The 18,775-nt window shown below is 64.3% G+C and carries 14 protein-coding genes; 6 read left to right on the top strand and 8 right to left on the bottom strand.

Annotated features, from left to right (window positions below; translation table 11 throughout):
- Positions 1-421 precede the first annotated feature (421 nt).
- Together FQ705_RS24930 and gluQRS are read left to right on the top strand one after the other, a co-directional pair.
- Positions 422-1,285 (top strand): sulfurtransferase, encoded by an 864-nt coding sequence (locus FQ705_RS24930; protein ID WP_144145423.1) that lies wholly within the window; start codon positions 422-424, stop codon positions 1,283-1,285.
- Between the two features lie 106 nt (positions 1,286-1,391).
- The gene (gene gluQRS, locus FQ705_RS24925) at positions 1,392-2,267 is read left to right on the top strand and encodes a tRNA glutamyl-Q(34) synthetase GluQRS (protein WP_144145421.1); all 876 of its coding nucleotides are present in this window, start codon (positions 1,392-1,394) and stop codon (positions 2,265-2,267) included.
- Positions 2,268-2,363: 96 nt separating this feature from the next.
- Here gluQRS and FQ705_RS24920 read toward each other — a convergent pair whose 3' ends face one another.
- From FQ705_RS24920 to purT, 6 genes are all read right to left on the bottom strand, one after another.
- Complete coding sequence (locus FQ705_RS24920; RefSeq protein WP_144145418.1) at positions 2,364-3,851, bottom strand: DEAD/DEAH box helicase; 1,488 nt, start codon at positions 3,849-3,851, stop codon at positions 2,364-2,366.
- Between the two features lie 341 nt (positions 3,852-4,192).
- Positions 4,193-5,629, bottom strand: a complete 1,437-nt coding sequence (locus tag FQ705_RS24910) for an aldehyde dehydrogenase family protein (RefSeq protein WP_144145414.1) — start codon at positions 5,627-5,629, stop codon at positions 4,193-4,195.
- Positions 5,630-5,742: 113 nt separating this feature from the next.
- Entirely contained in the window at positions 5,743-7,395 is a 1,653-nt protein-coding gene (locus FQ705_RS24905) for an acetolactate synthase large subunit (protein WP_144145411.1), read from the bottom strand.
- A 242-nt stretch (positions 7,396-7,637) separates the two neighbouring features.
- A complete protein-coding gene (locus FQ705_RS24900) occupies positions 7,638-8,006 on the bottom strand; it encodes an MliC family protein (protein WP_144145406.1) in 369 nt (122 codons plus the stop codon).
- 77 nt (positions 8,007-8,083) lie between these two features.
- Complete coding sequence (locus FQ705_RS24895) at positions 8,084-8,296, bottom strand: DUF6726 family protein (protein ID WP_144145401.1); 213 nt, start codon at positions 8,294-8,296, stop codon at positions 8,084-8,086.
- Between the two features lie 124 nt (positions 8,297-8,420).
- Positions 8,421-9,635: a formate-dependent phosphoribosylglycinamide formyltransferase gene (purT, locus tag FQ705_RS24890; protein ID WP_144145394.1), complete on the bottom strand. Its 1,215-nt coding sequence runs from the start codon at positions 9,633-9,635 to the stop codon at positions 8,421-8,423.
- Positions 9,636-9,779: 144 nt separating this feature from the next.
- Between purT and FQ705_RS24885 the strand changes: the two genes are divergently transcribed.
- Both FQ705_RS24885 and FQ705_RS24880 read left to right on the top strand, forming a co-directional pair.
- A complete protein-coding gene (locus FQ705_RS24885) occupies positions 9,780-10,319 on the top strand; it encodes an META domain-containing protein (RefSeq protein WP_144145388.1) in 540 nt (179 codons plus the stop codon).
- Between the two features lie 146 nt (positions 10,320-10,465).
- Positions 10,466-14,431, top strand: a complete 3,966-nt coding sequence (locus tag FQ705_RS24880) for a DNA translocase FtsK (protein ID WP_144145384.1) — start codon at positions 10,466-10,468, stop codon at positions 14,429-14,431.
- Positions 14,432-14,532: 101 nt separating this feature from the next.
- On the opposite strand, the gene FQ705_RS24875 is transcribed toward FQ705_RS24880, so the two are convergent.
- The gene (locus FQ705_RS24875; RefSeq protein ID WP_144145380.1) at positions 14,533-15,828 is read right to left on the bottom strand and encodes a lactonase family protein; all 1,296 of its coding nucleotides are present in this window, start codon (positions 15,826-15,828) and stop codon (positions 14,533-14,535) included.
- A 241-nt stretch (positions 15,829-16,069) separates the two neighbouring features.
- On the opposite strand from FQ705_RS24875, the gene FQ705_RS24870 reads away from it, so the two are divergent.
- Positions 16,070-16,222 (top strand): DUF3096 domain-containing protein, encoded by a 153-nt coding sequence (locus FQ705_RS24870; protein ID WP_007175701.1) that lies wholly within the window; start codon positions 16,070-16,072, stop codon positions 16,220-16,222.
- Positions 16,223-16,354: 132 nt separating this feature from the next.
- Here the strand turns inward: FQ705_RS24870 and FQ705_RS24865 are convergent, their stop codons facing one another.
- Positions 16,355-16,600, bottom strand: a complete 246-nt coding sequence (locus tag FQ705_RS24865) for a hypothetical protein (protein ID WP_144145374.1) — start codon at positions 16,598-16,600, stop codon at positions 16,355-16,357.
- A gap of 220 nt (positions 16,601-16,820) precedes the next feature.
- Between FQ705_RS24865 and FQ705_RS24860 the strand changes: the two genes are divergently transcribed.
- Positions 16,821-18,701, top strand: a complete 1,881-nt coding sequence (locus FQ705_RS24860) for a glycoside hydrolase family 15 protein (RefSeq protein WP_144145369.1) — start codon at positions 16,821-16,823, stop codon at positions 18,699-18,701.
- Positions 18,702-18,775 lie beyond the last annotated feature (74 nt).

Here is an 18,775-nt window from a genome sequence, read left to right as displayed (position 1 = left end):
CCGGAGATTTCAGGCCAAACCCTCGCGTTAGCCGTTCGGCTTAGGACGCGAACGCGCAAGCGCCGTCTGCTGGAGTTCTGCGGATCGCGCACCGTTTTGGGCGCCCACGCGTGGCGCCTTTTCAGAGTCCGCACGCGCCCGCCTTTGGGAAGTCCGCGCGGTTCTTCAAGCAGCCTTTGGCATGCATGCGGCGACTCTTTCGTCCCGAGTTCGTGACCCGTTTGCGCTATCGCAAACACCTGACCATTCGGCTGAGGCGGTGAAAATGCCGGGTTGAGGGATAATACGGGTTTCGTCCTATTCGACGTGGCCGCGCCAGAGGGTTCCGAATGCGATCGCCCCAACGCGGGCAGCCCCACGCTGGCCACCCAACGCGCCCCGTTTTTCTGCGCCGTCGGCCACTTCTTACCGCTGAACACACATGAGTATCGTCAATCTCGCCGCGTATCATTTCGCGACCATCGAAGACACCGCCGCCTGGCGCCCGTTCGTCACGGAGCGCTGCAACGCGCTCGGCCTGCGCGGCACCGTTCTGCTCGCGCCGGAAGGCATCAACCTGTTCGTTGCCGGCACGCGCGAAGCCGCGGACGCGTTTATCGACTATATCCGTCATGACGCGCTGTTCGAAGGCAAGTTCGCCACGCTTCAATTCAAGGAAAGCCTGTCGGAGAAGCAGCCGTTCACCCGCATGCTGGTCAAGCTCAAGCGCGAAATCATCACCATGAAAAAGCCGGCCATCCAGCCGGAACTCGGCCGCGCGCCGTTCGTGGATGCGCCCACGCTGAAGCACTGGCTCGATCGCGGACACGACGATCAGGGCCGCCCCGTGGTGATGCTCGATACGCGTAATGCGTTCGAAGTCGACGTAGGCACCTTCGACAACGCGCTCGACTATCGCATTACGAAATTCAGCGAATTCCCCGAGGTGATCGAACAGAACCGCGCCGACCTCGAAGGCAAGACGGTCGTGTCGTTCTGCACCGGCGGGATTCGTTGCGAAAAGGCCGCGATTCACATGAAGGAAGTGGGCATCGAGAATGTGTACCAGCTCGAAGGCGGCATCCTGAAGTATTTCGAGGAAGTGGGCGGCGCGCACTACCACGGCGACTGCTTCGTGTTCGACTACCGCACGGCGCTCAATCCGCAGCTGGAACCCACTGCCACCGCGCAGTGCTTCGGCTGCCGCGCGGTCGTGCCGCCCGAGGCACAACAATCGCCGTTGTACGTGGCGGGCAAAACGTGTCCGGCGTGCCATCCGGACAGCAAGGCGGCAGACGCAGCGTGATGAGGCAAGCGCATTGCGGCTGCCGCGCGACTGCGACTGCGACTGCGACTGCAAGCGCAACTGCGACCGCGACCGCGACCGCGACCGCAAACATGATCGCTCAGCCATGACCTATCGCGGACGCTTTGCGCCGTCGCCCACCGGGCCGTTGCATATTGGCTCGCTCGTCAGCGCGCTCGCAAGCTGGCTGGACGCGCGGGCACACCAAGGCGTCTGGCTGGTCCGGATCGAAGATATCGACGGTCCGCGCACGGTGCCCGGCGCGGCTGAGGACATCCTCGCAACCCTCGCCCATTTCGGCATGCACGCGGACGAGCCGCCAGTCTGGCAGAGCCGACGCATGGCCAAATATCAGCAGGCGCTGGAACATTTGAAGTCCACCGGTCAGATCTACCCTTGCGGCTGCACGCGCAAGGAAATCGCCGACTCGCTGTTGAACGCGCATACGCGCAACACCACCCTCGCCTATCCCGGCACTTGCCGCGATGGCCTGCACGGCAAGCCGGCGCGGGCATGGCGCCTTCGTGTGCCGGAAGCCGACGCGGCGATCATCCGCTTTGAAGACCGCTGGCAAGGCATGCAAACGCAAGACCTCGCGACGGAGGTCGGCGACTTCGTGCTTAAGCGCGCGGACGACCAGTGGGCCTATCAACTGGCGGTAGTCGTCGACGATGCCGACGAGCGCATCACGCACATCGTGCGAGGCGCGGACCTGATGGATTCAACGGCCCGGCAGATTTACTTGCAGCGATGTCTTGGCGCGCCGACGCCCGTCTATCTGCACGTCCCCGTAGTAACGAACGACCACGGCGAAAAACTCAGCAAACAAAACGGAGCGACCGCACTCGATCGAGACAGGCCGCTCGAAGCGCTGACCGCAGCGGCGACGCATCTGGGACTCGATCTCGGGAACAGCCCGCATACGACACTGGACGGCTTTTATGCCGCCGCCACAGCGCAATGGGCGAAGAAGATGGGGTAAGCGGGGTGAGCGAACGGGCGTGAATGCCGTTCGCCAGAGAGACGCCGATTCGCGCCTCCAATCACGCCAGCGAAGCAACGCGCCGGCGCAACTCAATCAGGACGACGAGGACGACTTCCTCGGCATACCGAATCCGCCGAGCAGCGCGGCCAAAGGCTGCTTGGACGACGACTTCTGCGGCGCACCCGAAGCCGCGCTCTCCTCGATCTTGCGAACCGAAGCCGGCGACGGCTCATAAGGCTTCAGGAAGAAGTCATCTACCGGTTGCGCGCGATGATGATGCGGACGCTCGAACGAGCCCGACGACGACGCGCCCGCGCGACGGCGGCCACCACGTTCGTCACGACCCTCGCGGCTCTCACGGCCTTCGCTACGCTCACGGCGCGGCGGACGCTCTTCGTGATGATGACGCACCGGCGTATCCACGGTCAGATGTTGCACGTCCAGCGGACGCTTGATCAGCTTCTCGATGTCGGCAAGCTGCTTGCGCTCGTTCGGGCTGCACAGCGACAGCGCGTCACCCGAAGCGCCCGCACGACCGGTACGGCCGATGCGGTGCACGTAATCTTCCGCATTGAACGGCAGATCGAAGTTGATCACCGCCGGCAGTTCCGCGATATCCAGACCGCGCGCGGCCACATCGGTCGCCACCAGCGCTTCGATTTCACCACGCTTGAACGCGTCGAGCGCCTGCATCCGTTCGTTTTGCGTGCGGTCGCCGTGAATCGCGGTCGCGATCACGCCGTCGCGCTCGAGACTGCGCGCAAGACGGCTTGCGCCAATCTTGCTGTTGCAGAACACGATCACCTGCTTGAGGTTGCGCTCGCGAATCAGTTTCACGACCGCGCCCGTCTTGTCGCCCTCGGCGACTTCGTAGACGATCTGCGTCACGTTGGTCGCGGTCGAATTGCTGCGCGCGACTTCGATGGTCTGCGGGTTGCGCAGGTAAGTAGCGGCCAGCTTCTTGATTTCGCCCGAGAAAGTGGCCGAGAACAGCAGCGTCTGGCGCTCTTTCGGCAGCAGGTTCAGGATGCGCTGAAGGTCCGGCAGGAAACCCATGTCGAGCATCCGGTCGGCTTCGTCGAGCACGAGGATCTGCACCTGGCCGAGGTTGGCGGTTTTCTGTTGGACGTGATCGAGCAGACGGCCCGGCGTGGCGATCAGAATTTCGACGCCGCGGCGCAACGCCTCGGATTGCGGGTTCATGTCCACGCCGCCGAACACCACGGCGCTACGCAGCGCCGTGTGTTTAGCGTACGACTGCACGTTGGCGGCCACCTGGTCGGCCAGTTCGCGGGTCGGCGTGAGAATCAGCGCGCGCACCGGATGGCGGGCGGGCGATGCGCTCGTGCTGGCCTGCGGCAGCAGACGCTGAATGATCGGCAGCGAGAAGCTCGCGGTCTTGCCGGTGCCGGTTTGCGCGGCGCCCATCATGTCGCGGCCCGCCAGCACAACGGGAATCGCCTGTACCTGGATCGGCGTCGGCGTGGTGTAGCCCGATTCTTTGACGGCTTTCAGGATATCGGGCGCGAGACCGAATTGATCAAAAGTCTCAGTGCTGGGCGTGACGGCTGTGTCGGACATGGTGGCTTTCGCTAAAAATGCGCTTGGCGCGTGCGCGCGGCAGCGGTCGAAACCGCAGAGGGCATTGTGATGAAGGCGGAGCCACGGCGTTCCGCACGGGACCCGTTGGTATTGCAGGAAAAAATGCGGCCGGCTCCGGCCGGCGGAAACACCCGCCGGAAAGGCCGGTATTGTAGCACTTCAGCAAAAACACTCATGGCGCACCTGCCGGCTTTCTGCTTGCGTCGGCGAAAGGCCGGTGCCGGGCGTCCGGCGGACGTCCCGCCGAGCGCGACGCGAAGCGCCGCCGCGCTTCGCTGGCAGCGTAGTTCGGCCTAGACGACACTTGCGTGACAACCCGCTCACCACGTCTCACGCATCACCATCAAGCGCATCTCGGTCATGTCCTCGATCGCGTAGCGCACGCCTTCGCGTCCCAGCCCCGAGTCTTTCACGCCGCCATACGGCATGTTGTCGACCCGGAACGACGGCACGTCGTTGATCACCACGCCGCCCACGTCGAGCTGATCCCACGCCTGATGCGCGTGAGCGAGCGAATCGGTGAACACGCCTGCCTGCAGGCCGAAGTCGCTGTCGTTGACGGTGGCGAGCGCAGTCTCGAAGTTGTCGAAACGCTCCAGGATCGCGACCGGACCGAAGGCTTCCTTGCGATACAGATCGGTGTCGGGCTTCACGCCTTCGAGCAGTGTCGCCTCGAACATCGCGCCCTCGACCTTGCCGCCGGCGACGATCTTCGCGCCCGCCTGCACCGCGCTCTCCATCCAGCCGGCGAGGCGTTTGGACTCCGACTCGGAGATCATCGGCCCGACGAAGGTCTTTTCGTTCTTCGGATCGCCCATCACCAGCGACTTCGTTTTAGCGATGAGCTTCTCGCGCAACGCGTCGTAAATGCTCGCGTGGACCAGAATCCGCTGCACGCCGATGCAACTCTGTCCCGACTGATAGAAGGCGCCGAACGCCAGCCGGTCGACCACGTAATCGAGCTTGCCGCCCTGATCGCCATCCACGATCGCGGCCGCGTTGCCGCCCAGCTCCAGAATCACCTTCTTCTTGCCGGCTTTCTTCTTCAGATCCCAGCCCACCGCGGGCGACCCGGTGAACGACAGCAGCTTGAAACGTTCGTCGGTGGTGAACAGATCGGCGCCGTCGCGATGCGCCGGGAGGATCGAAAAAGCGCCCTTCGGCAGATCGGTTTCCGCCAGAATCTCGCCCATGATCAACGCGCCGACCGGCGTGCGGCTCGCCGGTTTCAGCACGAACGGCACGCCCGCCGCGATCGCCGGCGCGACCTTGTGCGCGGTCAGATTGAGCGGGAAATTGAACGGCGAAATAAACGAGCACGGCCCGATCGGCACGCGCTTCACATAGCCGTGATACCCCTTGGCGCGCGGCGAAATCTCCAGATTGATGATTTCGCCGTCGATCCGCACGCTTTCCTCGGCAGCCACCTTGAAGGTGTCGATCAGACGCGTGACTTCGCCCTTCGAGTCGTTGATCGGCTTGCCGGCCTCGATGCACAGCGCCAGCGACAGTTCGTCGAAGCGCTCGCGAAAGCGCTTCACGCAGTGTTCGAGCACCGCCTGACGCTTGAACGGCGGAAACACGCGCATCGCGGGCATGGCGTCGACCGCGTAGCCGATCGCCTTGTCGATCGCGGCGGCATCGGCCATCGCGACGCGGGTGGCGACTTCGCCGCTGAATTTATCGGTGACTTCGAGATCGGTATTGGCCGCGACGGCTTCGTTGGCAAGGTAGTACGGGTAGGTCTTGTTCAACATGATGGGGTCTCCTTGGTCCGCTGCCTGACAGGGTTAAAGCAGGGTCGGCAGGATCAAGCCGAGCCGCAAGCGTCATGCCTCGTGCCCGCTCGAGCCTGCCACTCGCCTCGCGCTCAGAGTTGCGCCGAAAGCCGCTTGATCTCGCGATTCAGCACGCGCTCGTTGTCCGAATAGTCGATCGGCAAATCGATGACGTGCACGCCCGGCGTAGCAAAACATTCGCGCAACAACGGCGCGAATTCCGCCGCCGACTCGATACGATGGCCCTTCGCGCCGTAACTCTCGGCGTAGGCGACGAAATCCGGATTGGACAGCGTCATGCCGTAGTCGGGGAAGTTCATGTTCTCCTGCTTCCAGCGGATCATGCCGAAGGCGTCGTCGCGCAGGATCAGGATCACCAGATCGAGCTTCAGACGCACCGCCGTTTCCAGTTCCTGCGAGTTCATCATGAAACCGCCGTCGCCGCACACGGCCATGACCTTGCGGTCCGGGTGCACGATCCTGGTGGCGATCGCGGACGGCAGACCCGCGCCCATCGAGGCCAGCGCGTTGTCGAGCAGCAGCGAATTCGGCTCGTGCGCGCGGTAGTAACGGGCAAACCAGATCTTGTACATGCCGTTGTCCAGACACACGATGCCGTCGACCGGCGTGGTCTCGTACACGTCATGGACGACCCGCACCGGATACATCGGGAAGCGATCGTCGTGCTGACCTTTGGCCAGGTGCGCCTCGAAGTGCTGCTTGATTTCCTTGAAACGCGTGAAGTCCCAATGCTCCTGACCTTCCTTGAGACTTTCCTTAAGCTGCCACACCGCGTTGGCAATATCGCCGACCACTTCGATCTGCGGGAAGTACACCGTATCGACTTCCGCGCCGAGGAAATTGACGTGAATCACCGTTTTCTCGCCGGCTTCGCCACTCCGCATGAAGAACGGCGGCTTCTCGATCACATCGTGGCCGACATTGATGATGCAGTCCGCAAGGTCGATCGCGCGATGCACGAAGTCGCCGTCCGACAAGGTCGCGTTGCCGAGCCACAGCGGATGCGATTCGTCGATCACGCCCTTGCCCATCTGCGTCGTGAAGAACGGAATGCCGATCTGGTCGACGAACTCGCGCAGCATCTTGGTGGTGGTCTTGCGGTTGCCGCCTGCGCCGATCATCAGCAGCGGATGCTTCGCCTGGGTGATCGCTTCGACCGCGCGCGCCACCGCTTTTTCTTCGGCCACGGGGCGGCGGCTGAAGCTCTTCGGAATCGGCTTGCCGTCGCCTTCTTCGTGCGCAACGTCTTCCGGCAATTCGAGATGCGTGGCGCCCGGCCGCTCTTCTTCGGCCTGGCGAACCGCCTCGCGCACTGTCGCCGGAATGTTGGCGATCGAGACGATCTGGCGCGTGTACTTGGTGAGCGGCTCCATCATCCGCACCACGTCGACGATCTGGAAATGGCCCTGCTTGCTCGACTTGATCGGCTTTTGCCCGGTGACCATCAGCATCGGCATGCCGCCCAACTGCGCATACGCGGCGGCGGTGACGAAGTTGGTCGCGCCCGGGCCGAGCGTGGCAAGGCACACGCCGACGCGGCCGGTGAGCCGCCCATAAGTGGCGGCCATGAAACCGGCTGCCTGCTCGTGGCGCGTGAGAATCAAACGGATTCTGGAGCGGCGCAGCGATTCGAGCAGATCGAGATTTTCTTCGCCGGGAATGCCGAACACGTACTCGACACCTTCGGCTTCCAGCGATTTGACGAACAGGTCCGATGCTTTCATTGAGGGTCTCGCTTGATGTTACGGACGCGGGCCATAGCCCGACTGTCAGGGTCCGGAATCGGACGATCGAAGACGACGACGGCCATGCAGGCAAGGCCCGGCACGGCGGGACGGCATGGCGAATGCCACGCCGGACAGCTTACTACTCGAACGGGAATGATGCGCGCAGGCGGGCAATGCCGCATGGCGAGACTGCGAGACGAGGAGCGGCGGCGAGATGGGAGGCGCACGCCGCATCGCGCCTAACGATTGATGGTGACGCAGTCGGACAGCATGGGCGGCGCGTTTTCGCCGTCCATCGCGTCGTACAGGTCGGCGCGCGGCCCCTTGGTCCACCACGTATAGCTGCCGGCCTGGTATTTCGCGCCCGAGCCGGACAGGGTATTGACGAACAGCAGTTGCTGGCCCTTCACCGGCACGAGCGCGAAGCTCTGGCCGTTGGCGGTGTTCCAGTAGGTGACCTGGAGAATCTTGCCGGTCGCGCAGGTGTATTTGTGCGTCTGACGATTTTTGGTTTGAATCCCGGCGAGTTGCAAGGGCGCGGCCCATGCATTGCCGAGCAGCGCCGCGAGACCCGCCGCGGCAGTGACTGCAACAAGCCATTTCCTCATGAGACGCCTCGTTGGTTGTCGCTCATCGAACATGGACAGCACAGCGCTCCGCGGACCGCAATGAACGACACTGCCGCTTACGGATCGATCACGTCGGCGCATGCGTCGGTCGGCGCAGCGGCGACGTGCCCGACCACCGGCACGATCTTCAGCCCCGCCGAAGCGATCCGGCACGGCGCGGCGGCAAGGCCGCACCCTGTCATCCCGGCGCACAACGCGAGCAGCACGCCCAGTGCGCCCAACCGGCCAATCCACCCACGCCGCGTATTACTGCTGGATTCTTGCGCCATACGTACCTCTTACTTCCAGAATGCAGGTGCCGCAGGCAAAACGACGCGCGCGGCGGACGCTATTGCAGAGTAGACACGCACACCGCGCATCGGTTCGCCTTCGCGTCCATTCCGTTGCGTTACATCATTTACCCGAGATAGGACGGACTGCCGCCGCAGCTTGCTTCGCCCGCGCGCGTGCTTCTTCGATAGTGTCGCCAGTGGCCAGTGCCACGCCCATGCGGCGCTTGACGAAGCTCTCCGGCTTGCCGAACAGGCGCAGATCGGCATTCGGCACCGCCAGTGCCGCCGCGACGCCTTCGAACGCGATACCCGCTTCGTCCAGACCACCATAAATCACCGCCGATGCACCCGGCGCACTCAACGACGTATCCACCGGCAGACCGAGGATCGCGCGCGCGTGCAACTCGAACTCCGAAAAGCGCTGCGAGCACAGCGTGACGAGACCGGTGTCATGCGGACGCGGGCTGACTTCCGAGAACCACACTTCGTCGCCGCGCACGAACAGTTCGACGCCGAACAACCCCCGGCCGCCGAGCGCCGCCGTGACCTTGTGCGCCACGTCGCGCGAGCGTTCGAGCGCAAGCGGGCTCATCGGCTGCGGCTGCCACGATTCGACGTAGTCGCCCACCACTTGCACGTGGCCGATCGGGTCGCAGAAATAGGTGCTGACTTCGCCGCTCGCCGGGTCGATGGCACGCACGGTGAGTTGCGTGATCTCGTATTCGAAGTCGATGAAACCCTCCACGATCACGCGCCCGTGATTCACGCGGCCGCCCGCCAGCGCGTATTGCCAGGCGGGTTCGACGTCGGCGTCGCTGCGCAGCACCGACTGCCCCTTGCCAGAGGACGACATCACCGGCTTCACCACGCACGGGTAGCCGACTTTGGCGATGCCCGCGCGCAGTTCGTCGAGCGAATCGGCGAAGGCGTAGGGCGAGGTCGGCAGGCCGAGTTCCTCGGCGGCCAACCGGCGGATGCCTTCGCGGTTCATCGTGAGCTGGGTGGCGCGAGCGGTCGGGATGACTTCGGCGAGACCGTCGGTTTCGATGGCGGCGAGCGCGTCGGTCGCGATCGCTTCGATCTCGGGGACGATCAGATGCGGGCGTTCCAGCTCGACCAGCGCGCGCAACGCGGCGTGGTCGGTCATGTCGATCACGTGGGAACGATGCGCGACCTGATGGCCCGGCGCATTCGGATAACGGTCGACGGCGATCACTTCGACGCCCAGCCGTTGCAGCGCGATGATCACTTCCTTGCCGAGTTCGCCGGCGCCGAGCAGCATGACGCGCGTGGCGGAGTCAGAAAGGGGCGTGCCGATCCGTTGGCCGATCTGCATGGGGGCTCCAGATAAAAGTCGGATGAGAGTGGGATTGGGTAGAACACGATGTTAACATGCGGGCCCCTCGCACCGTTGCGCTCGCGTGTGGCGAGCGTAGTGCGTTACCCTTACGCCTTCGCCAGTTTGAAGAGGAATGACGCCATGCTGCAAAGCGCCTGCGCGCGACGTCTTGCGCGCTTCACCCCTTATGCGCGCTCGGCCTTCGCCGCGCTGAGCATCGCCGCGCTGTTGAGCGCCTGCGCAATGCCGAAACACACCGACGCGCAAGCCCCGGCGCCCGATCCGTTCAATCCCGCCGCCACCCAGTTGCTCGACGACACCAGTTGGGTGCTGAGCGGCTGGAAACAGGCCGATGGCACCGCGCGGGCGATTCCGTCCGCCGATCAGGGCGCGCCGCTCACGCTCACGCTCTCCACCAGCACGGGCCAGCGTCACGCGAGCGGGTTTTCCGGCTGCAACCGCTACATGGGTTCGTATTCGCTGAAAGACGGCAAGCTCAGCTTCGGCACGCTCGGCGGCACGCGCATGGCGTGCGCGACGCCGGGTGGACAGATCGAAGGCTCGTATCTGGACGCGCTGTCGCACATCGAGCGCACCGGCGTGCAGATGCGCGCGCCGCAGCAGATGCAACTGGTGTTGGACAACGGCGATACGCTGACCTTCGATCGCAGCGTCAAGTGAGCGGAACCCGGACAGGTGCAGCGACCGCGCCGGTCCGATTTTTTATTTGACGCAAGCATACTTGCGTCGGCTGTCGAAGCATCGGGCTTCGCCGGTTAAACTCGACGGATTGCGTTTTTGCGCGTCCGTCATTCTTGATGTCTAGTATGCACACGGTAGTTTTCGGCTGGTTCGGCGGGTCAGCCGTCTGGTTCATTCCTCTTTTGTGGCGTCTCGTGAAGTCGGCGCTGCCGGGCGGCGCAGGCTTGCGCGGCCCCGGCACGATCCGTCTATGGCTCGGCTTCGTCTGCGTGCTGGTGGCGAGTTGCACACTCGAGGCGTCGCTGATCGGCGTGGTCGGCGTGAACGGTTTCGGCCATGCGCTGGCGGCGGGCTTCGATCATCTGCTCGGACATATCGGCACGCCGCTCGCGGCGCTTGCGCTGTTCCTCATCAGCCTGCCGTGGCTAATCGATTTCCGCTGGCGCGACTTTGCCGCCTGGGCCGATGGCGCGTTCGGACTCGGTCTGTCGCGCGGGCTCGCCAAACGCGACGATGAGGCACGCCGTCATCGCAGCGTCGACGACGGTTTGCCGTCGCATAGTTCGGCGGCGACCAATACGATGGCGCCGAAAAGCAATGGCCGGTATGCGCGCCCGACCGTCTGGCGTCCGCCGGCGAGTCCGCGCGGGACAGGTTCCGGCGCGGGCGCCGGCGCGACCGGAAAGGATGCGGCGACGCGTGGTACTTCGGCCAGCTGGCGCACGGGTAGCGCGGCGCCGCGCAACCAGACTGCGCAAGCAGAGCCGGTGCTGCGCACGGGGCAGGCAATGCCGCCACGGCATGCGCCAGTGCAGACGAACCCTTCGATGAACTCGGACAAGCCTGGCTGGCTGCCCGCTGAGCCGGTCGCGCCGGCTGGCTGGCTGCGCGAGTCGGCGCCGCGTGCGGGCGTTGCGGCGGCTTCGATGGGTGCGGCGGGCGGAGCAGTGGCGGGTTCGGTGGCGCGCGCAAGTGGCGACGCGACGCGCGATAACAGCGCATTGCAGGTTGGTCGACGTTCGGCTGGCGAGCAACGGCCGATGGCGCAGGGTGCCGGCAGCAACAGCCGGCCGTCGATGAGCCCCCATCCGGCTAGCGCGGCCACATCGGCGCAACGCGCCACGGCGCCCCGCCCGTCTCCCTCGCCGACTCCGCAGGTAAGCGACTCCGCGGCGACGCAGCCCGTGCGCCGATCGGCACCGAGCTACACGAGGCCGATGGCGACCACCCAAGCAGTTACCCCGCCCGCCAGCGTCCAGGAGACGCTGCGCAGCATCGCGGAAAACACTGCGCGCTGGACCGATATGGCGGGCGTGAGCCTCGCGCGCAGCAGCGGCGCGGAAGGCATCAAGCTTGGGACGGCGGCGGATGACGCGCCGTCTTCTGAAGTAGCCGAGCAAGCTGATGTGAAAGCGCAGCATGCCGACGCCATGGAGACAACGTCGCCGACGAGTTCGGTTGAGACTGCGTTCGTCGTGAGCGAGCCGCGCGTTGCAGACGCCGCGATTGCAGGGGGAGAGCATGCGGCCGCTGAGCGCGCAATTCCGGAAAAGGCGTTTGAACCGCCACACATGGCAATCGGTGCCGAAGAAGCGACGCATGCGGAGGAAATCACTGCCGAAGCGCCGCGTGGGGGGGAAATCACAACCAAAGCGCCCATCGAACCTGAAGCCGAACCGGTGATCCAGTGGCCTATCGAACCGGCGATTATTCACCCGCCGCTCACGGCCGCGCCTACGCCTGCATCGACGCCCGTGTTTGCAACTGCACCAGCAACTGCGCCTGCACCAGCACCAGCACCAGCGCCAGCACCTGAGCACATTCCGCCAGTCGCCACACCGACGCCGTTCCAGATATTCGCAGCCCAGTTGCAAACAAGCGAACCGCGAGAGCAATCCGCGTCGGGTGAAGACAGCCAGCCGATCGAGCCGATCCAAAGCGACACGTCCGCGCAACCCGCGAGCCTCGCCGAGGACGTCGTGCGAGAGGTCGTGCCGGAGGTTATCGAGCCCTTCATGGCGCCCGCCGCCGCCCACGTCGAAGCGACCGCCCCGCTCATCGAACCGCAGCGGGTGGTAATCGCAACGCAGCCGTTTGCCGAAGTCGTCATCGGCAAACCGCTTGTGCCTTGGGAGGACGGGATCGACGAGCTCGCGCTCGACACCGAAACCGAAACCGAAGCCGAAGCCGAAGCCGAAGCCAAAACCGAACCGGCAAACTCCCCTGCCCTACCGAACACTTCACACGCGCCAGCCACACCGCCCGCGCCCGATGCCTCGACCTCTCCAGTAGTCGGCGAGCCCGCGAACCCCGCCGCATCGCCCGAGCCGCAAAACGTCGCGCCGCAAGCGTCCAATGTAGTCCGCTTTCCTGTTATCGCGGCTCAGGCTGCTGAACCCGTCACGATCACCGCGTCCACCGCAGCCGCTGTGCCGGTAGAGCCAGTCACGAGCGAGCCGCCTGCCGCCTCAATCGCGCCCTCTACGGTCACCGCAGTCGCACCCGCTGCTGCCACGGAACCGCCCGCAGCGGAAACGGCCGCCCCGCGTCCGCCGATGCGTGGTCACAGCCCCGCCAACGGCTTCGAGTTCCGCGCTCCGGCGGCATCGATGGTCGAACTGCCTACGCTCGATCTGCTCGCTCCCGCCGACACCGACATCGAACCGGTCTCCGAGGAAAAGCTCATCGAAACCGGCTTGCTGATCGAACAGCGCCTGCAGGAATTCAAGGTGCCGGTCACGGTGGTCGGCGCATCGGCCGGTCCGGTCATCACGCGCTTCGAAGTCGAGCCGGCGCTCGGCGTGCGCGGCAGTCAGATCGTCGGCTTGATGAAGGATCTGTCGCGCGGCCTCGGCCTCACTTCGATCCGCGTAGTCGAGACGATTCCCGGCAAGACCTGCATGGGTCTCGAACTGCCGAACGCCAAGCGTCAGACGATCCGCCTCTCCGAAATTCTCGAAGCGAGCGTCTATCAGAACTCGCATTCGCAGTTGACGCTCGCCATGGGTAAGGACATCACCGGCCACCCGGTGGTCGCCGATCTCGCGAAGGCGCCGCACATGCTGGTCGCAGGTACGACGGGTTCGGGCAAATCGGTGGCGATCAACGCCATGATCTGCTCGCTGCTCTTCAAGGCGACGCCCGAAGAAGTGCGCCTCATCATGATCGACCCGAAGATGCTGGAGCTCTCCGTCTACGAAGGCATTCCGCATCTGCTCGCGCCGGTCGTGACCGACATGAAGCTCGCGGCCAACGCGCTCAACTGGTGCGTCGGCGAAATGGAAAAACGCTATCGCCTGATGTCGGCGGTCGGCGTACGCAACCTGCCCGGCTTCAACCAGAAAATCCGCGACACCGAAGCCAAGGGCAAGAAGCTCGGCAATCCGTTCTCGCTGACGCCGGAAGCACCCGAACCGCTCGCCCCGCTGCCCCTCATCGTGGTGGTGATCGACGAGCTCGCCGACCTGATGATGGTCGCGGGCAAGAAGATCGAAGAGCTGATCGCGCGGCTCGCGCAGAAAGCACGCGCCGCCGGCATCCATCTGATTCTGGCGACGCAGCGTCCTTCGGTCGATGTGATCACCGGCCTCATCAAGGCGAACATTCCGACGCGCGTCGCCTTCCAGGTGTCGTCGAAAATCGACTCGCGCACGATTCTCGATCAGATGGGCGCGGAGTCGCTGCTCGGCCAGGGCGACATGCTGTTCCTGCCGCCGGGCACGGGTTATCCGCAACGGGTGCACGGCGCGTTCGTCGCCGACGAAGAAGTGCATCGGATCGTCGAGTACCTGAAGCAGTTCGGTGAACCGCAGTACGAGGAAGGCATTCTCGACGGCCCCGTTACCGACGGCGGTGCAGCGCAAGACCTGTTCGGCGAATCGCCGGAGGCGGAAGCCGATCCGCTCTACGACGAAGCCGTTGCCTTCGTGGTGCGTACGCGTCGCGCGTCGATCTCGTCGGTGCAACGGCAATTGCGCATCGGTTATAACCGCGCGGCGCGCCTGGTCGAACAGATGGAAACGGCGGGCCTGGTGTCGGCGATGGGCATCAACGGCAGCCGCGAAGTGCTCGCGCCTGGTCCGGCGGAATAGTCGCGATCGACCACCGACCGCCCGGCTGGCTGGCTAGCTAGCCGAAAAAACAAAACGGGCCGCTCATTCGAGCGGCCCGTTTTTTCATCGGTCGTGCAATCTCACGACGGCGACACTAGCTTGAAGTCCACCGGCGAACCGATCTCATAGCGCTTCGGATTCGCTTCGAGCAAGCCGCTCTGCTGATCGCGCTTGAACACGTACACGGTATCGCTGTTCTGATTGCCGACGATCAGCCAGTTGCCCGTCGGATCGATCGCGAATTCGCGCGGCGATTTGCCGAGGCTCGACTGATGCCCGATCTTCTTCAGATGCCCGTTGGTCGGATCGACCGAGAAGATCACGATGTCGTTCGCGTCGCCGCGATTGGACGCGTACAGGAAGCGTCCATCCGGCGACAGATGGATCGCCGACCCACCTACTGCGCCCTTGAAGCCAGGCTCCGTCAGCGAGAGTACTTGTACCTGCGTGAGCCGGCCGTCGTCGTAATTGAAGGTCGTGACCGTGCCGGCCAGTTCGCTCGTCAGATACGCATGCTTGCCGTCCGCGCCGAACACCAGATGACGCGGACCCGTGCCCGCCTTCTCCTGGGTGTAGCGCCAGTCGGTCGGCCCGAGCAGGCCGCGACTACCATCGGGTGTGTAGCGATACGAGTACAGCTTGTCGGCGCCGAGATCCTGCGCGAACAGATAGTGGCCATCCGGCGAGAACACCGTGGAATGCACATGCGAGTTGTCCTGCCGCCCCTTCACCGGACCGCCGCCTTCATGATGCACGGTCAACACCGACGCGCCCACCTGGCCATCGCCCTGCAAGGGGAACACCGCGAAGCTGCCGCCCGGATCGGCGGCCACCGAGTAGTTGGCAGTGAGCAGATATTTGCCGTCCGGCGACAGGCTCAGATAGCACGGATCGTTGCCGTCCGAGGAGACCTTGTTGAGGAAAGTCAGTTGACCGCTCGCGGCGTCGAAGCGAAATGCGCTGATGCCGCCGCGCTGCGAGGCCGGTCCGTTATCGCCCGGTAATTCGTTGACCGCGTACACGAACCGGCGGTCGCGGCTCACGACCAGGTAAGATGGGTTGACGGTCTGCGCGACCGAGACGCGCGTGGCTTCACCCGTCTTCGTATCGAAGCGGTACACGTACAGACCTTCGCTCCTGCCACCGGTGTAGGTACCGACCAGCATGTCGTAGACACCGTCGGCGGGAGCCGGGCCGGAATCTTGCGCAAACGCGTGCGAAGCAACAATCGAGACCATGAGCGCGAAACCTTTTATGATCGAACGGGCGGAGCGCATCGGAGCGGGCCGCCCCGCGCGCAGTGAGGTCGAGCCGGCAGCAGAAGTCGGGCGGGAATCGGTGGCGGCACGCACGGCGGCCCGGTGAAGACGAAGCATGGAGACCTCCTGGACATCGGTTATTTAGTCGAATCGGTTCTAATGGTGTCTCTGGTCTGCCGCGCGATCGGTCGAGCGTTGTTCTTATCGAAGCAAGTATAAAAGCGTTGTGCCGGATCATGCAGCGAATCCGGCGACGGCCTCGGCTCAAGCCGGCACATCGCTGCATGAGTGGTCCTCGTCCCGCGTCGCGGGGCGTTTTTTTAATCGCGTCTTACGCGTCACACACTACGGAGTCTTCATGAACGTCACACTCAGCCTGGGCCCGCTCGTTTCGTTGATCGCCGGCATTCTGATCCTGGTCATGCCGCGTCTGTTGAACTACATCGTCGCGCTCTATCTGATCATCATCGGCATCATCGGCATCTTTGGTGTGGGGTCGTCGCACTTCTGAGTAACGCGCGTGACGATGCGCGGTGGCCGCGTCCCGCCTGGCCACCGCGAAGGCGAACTGAAGGCTGGCGGCGAGCGGCTGGCGCCGCCCGTTTCAACCCGTCTTGTCAGTCGACCGTGTCAGCTGATCGTGTCAGCCGTTCGAAAGCTGATCGAGACGCAACCGCCCCTGCAGCGACAACGCACCGACGGCATAATGGCCGTCACCTTGCTGGTGAGCCCGGAAACACGCCCTTTCGATCAGAAAGGCCGCTGCGGCCAACATGGTGTTGCGGCTCAGGCCGAGCCGGCCATGATCGAGCGGCAACATCGAATCGTCGGTCAGTTCGCTGGCGGCCGAGAGAATCTTGATGCAATCGGACTTCGACGGGTTCAGCATGGCTTGTGTCCTCGGAGACGGCGTCTGCAACCACCAGGGGCGAGGCCGATGGATCATCCGGGCATCGGCATGAAATCCGATTGTAGGCAGTGGTTCGGCAGATTACCAACCCGGTTTTACCGTATGGCGCGATGAACCAAAGCGCAGCGCACGGGTCCGGTAATAGACACAACCTCCAACGCCGCGGCCCGCGCCGCGCTTCACACTGACACGCTCCCCCATGCCCGCACTCATCGAAGACTATGCGCTCATCGGCGACGGCCACACGGCCGCGCTCGTCTCCCGAGAAGGTTCCGTCGACTGGCTCTGCTGGCCGCGTTTCGACTCCGGCGCCTGCTTCGCCGCCCTGCTCGGCACGCCGGAACATGGCCGCTGGCTGATCTCGCCAGTGTCCGACACCGCCCCCACCATCACGCGCCGGTATCGCGGCGAAACCCTCGTGCTGGAGACCGATTTCGACATGCCGGAAGGCGCCGTCACACTGATCGATTTCATGCCGCCGGGCAACGGCTGGTCGGAGATGGTGCGGATCGTCGTCGGCAAACGCGGCACCGTGCGCATGAAGATGGAACTGGTGCTGCGTTTCGATTACGGCTTCTCGATTCCGTGGGTGGATCGGCTGAAGCACGACAGCGGCATCAAGGCGATTGCCGGCCCCGACAACGCCGTGCTGCGCACGCCGGTCGAGTTGCGCGGCGAAGACATGAAAACCGTCGCTGAATTCACCGTGAGCGAGGGCGAGCGCGTACCGTTTTCGTTGGCTTACGCGCCTTCGCATCTGCGGATTCCGCCCGCGCGCGATCCGCATACGTCGCTCGCACGCACCGAAAATCATTGGCTCGAATGGTCCGCGCGCAGCACCGTCGAAGGGCGCTGGGCGGGTGCGATCCAGCGCTCGCTGATTACGCTGAAGGCGCTGGCGTATGAGCCGACCGGCGGCATCGTCGCGGCGCCTACCACTTCGCTGCCGGAACAAATCGGCGGGACGCGCAACTGGGATTACCGCTATTGCTGGTTGCGCGACGCCACCATCACGCTGCTCGCGATGATGCGCGGCGGCTACTTCGACGAAGCGCGCGCCTGGCGCAGCTGGCTCGGTCGCGTGATGGCCGGCGCGCCGGAGCAATTGCAGATCATGTACGGGCTCGCCGGCGAGCGCCGTCTGCCCGAGTTCGAGATCGACTGGTTGCCGGGCTACCAGGGCGCGAAGCCGGTGCGGATCGGCAACAACGCGGTCGGCCAGCGTCAGCTCGACGTGTACGGCGAAGTGATGAACGCACTGCATCTCGCGCGCGTCGGCGGCCTGCAAGCGGACGACACCGCCTGGAACGTGCAACGCGCGCTGCTGACTCACCTCGACACGATCTGGAACGAGCCCGACGAAGGCATCTGGGAAACGCGCGGCGGCCGCCAGCATTTCACGTTTTCCAAGGTGATGGCCTGGGTCGCCTACGACCGCGCGATCCGCTCGGCTAAAATGTTCAAGCTCGAAGGGCCGCTCGACCAATGGCGCGCGACCCGCGACACGATCCACGCGGAAGTCTGCGAGAAAGCGTGGAATCCGACGCTTAACGCGTTCGCGCAGTCGTACGGCAGCGACCAGCTCGACGCCAGCATCCTGCTGCTGCCGATGGTCGGCTTCCTGCCGCCGGACGACCCGCGCGTCATCGGCACGGTGGCGGCGATCGAACGCGACCTGATGCACGACGGCTTCGTGATGCGCTATCGCACCACCGAATTCGACGACGGCCTGCCGCCCGGCGAAGGCACTTTCCTTGCGTGCTCGTTCTGGATGGTCGACAACCTCGCCATGCAGGGCCGCTTCGACGAAGCCACGGCGATGTACGAGCGATTGCTCGCGCTGTGCAACGACGTCGGTCTGCTCGCCGAGGAATACGATCCGGCGGCCAAACGTCTCGTCGGCAATTTCCCGCAGGCGTTCTCGCACGTGGCGCTGGTGCACACCGGACTGAACCTCATGAAGCACGAACAGGAGATGGCGCAGGCCACCGGTCAGCCGCCTCATATCGGCAACGAGGAAGCAGAACTGAAGGCTGTGGCAAGCCCCGATAGCGGCGCAGCAACATCGCCAGTAGCATGATTTAATGACAGTTTGCGTGCGAGGCGCACGCAAATTGCTGCATTGCACAAGTACGCTTTGTTCGATATGATCGA

The organism is Paraburkholderia sp. BCC1884 (assembly GCF_900996225.1).
GTDB lineage: Bacteria > Pseudomonadota > Gammaproteobacteria > Burkholderiales > Burkholderiaceae > Paraburkholderia.
This window is presented reverse-complemented; position numbering and strand designations above follow the sequence as displayed.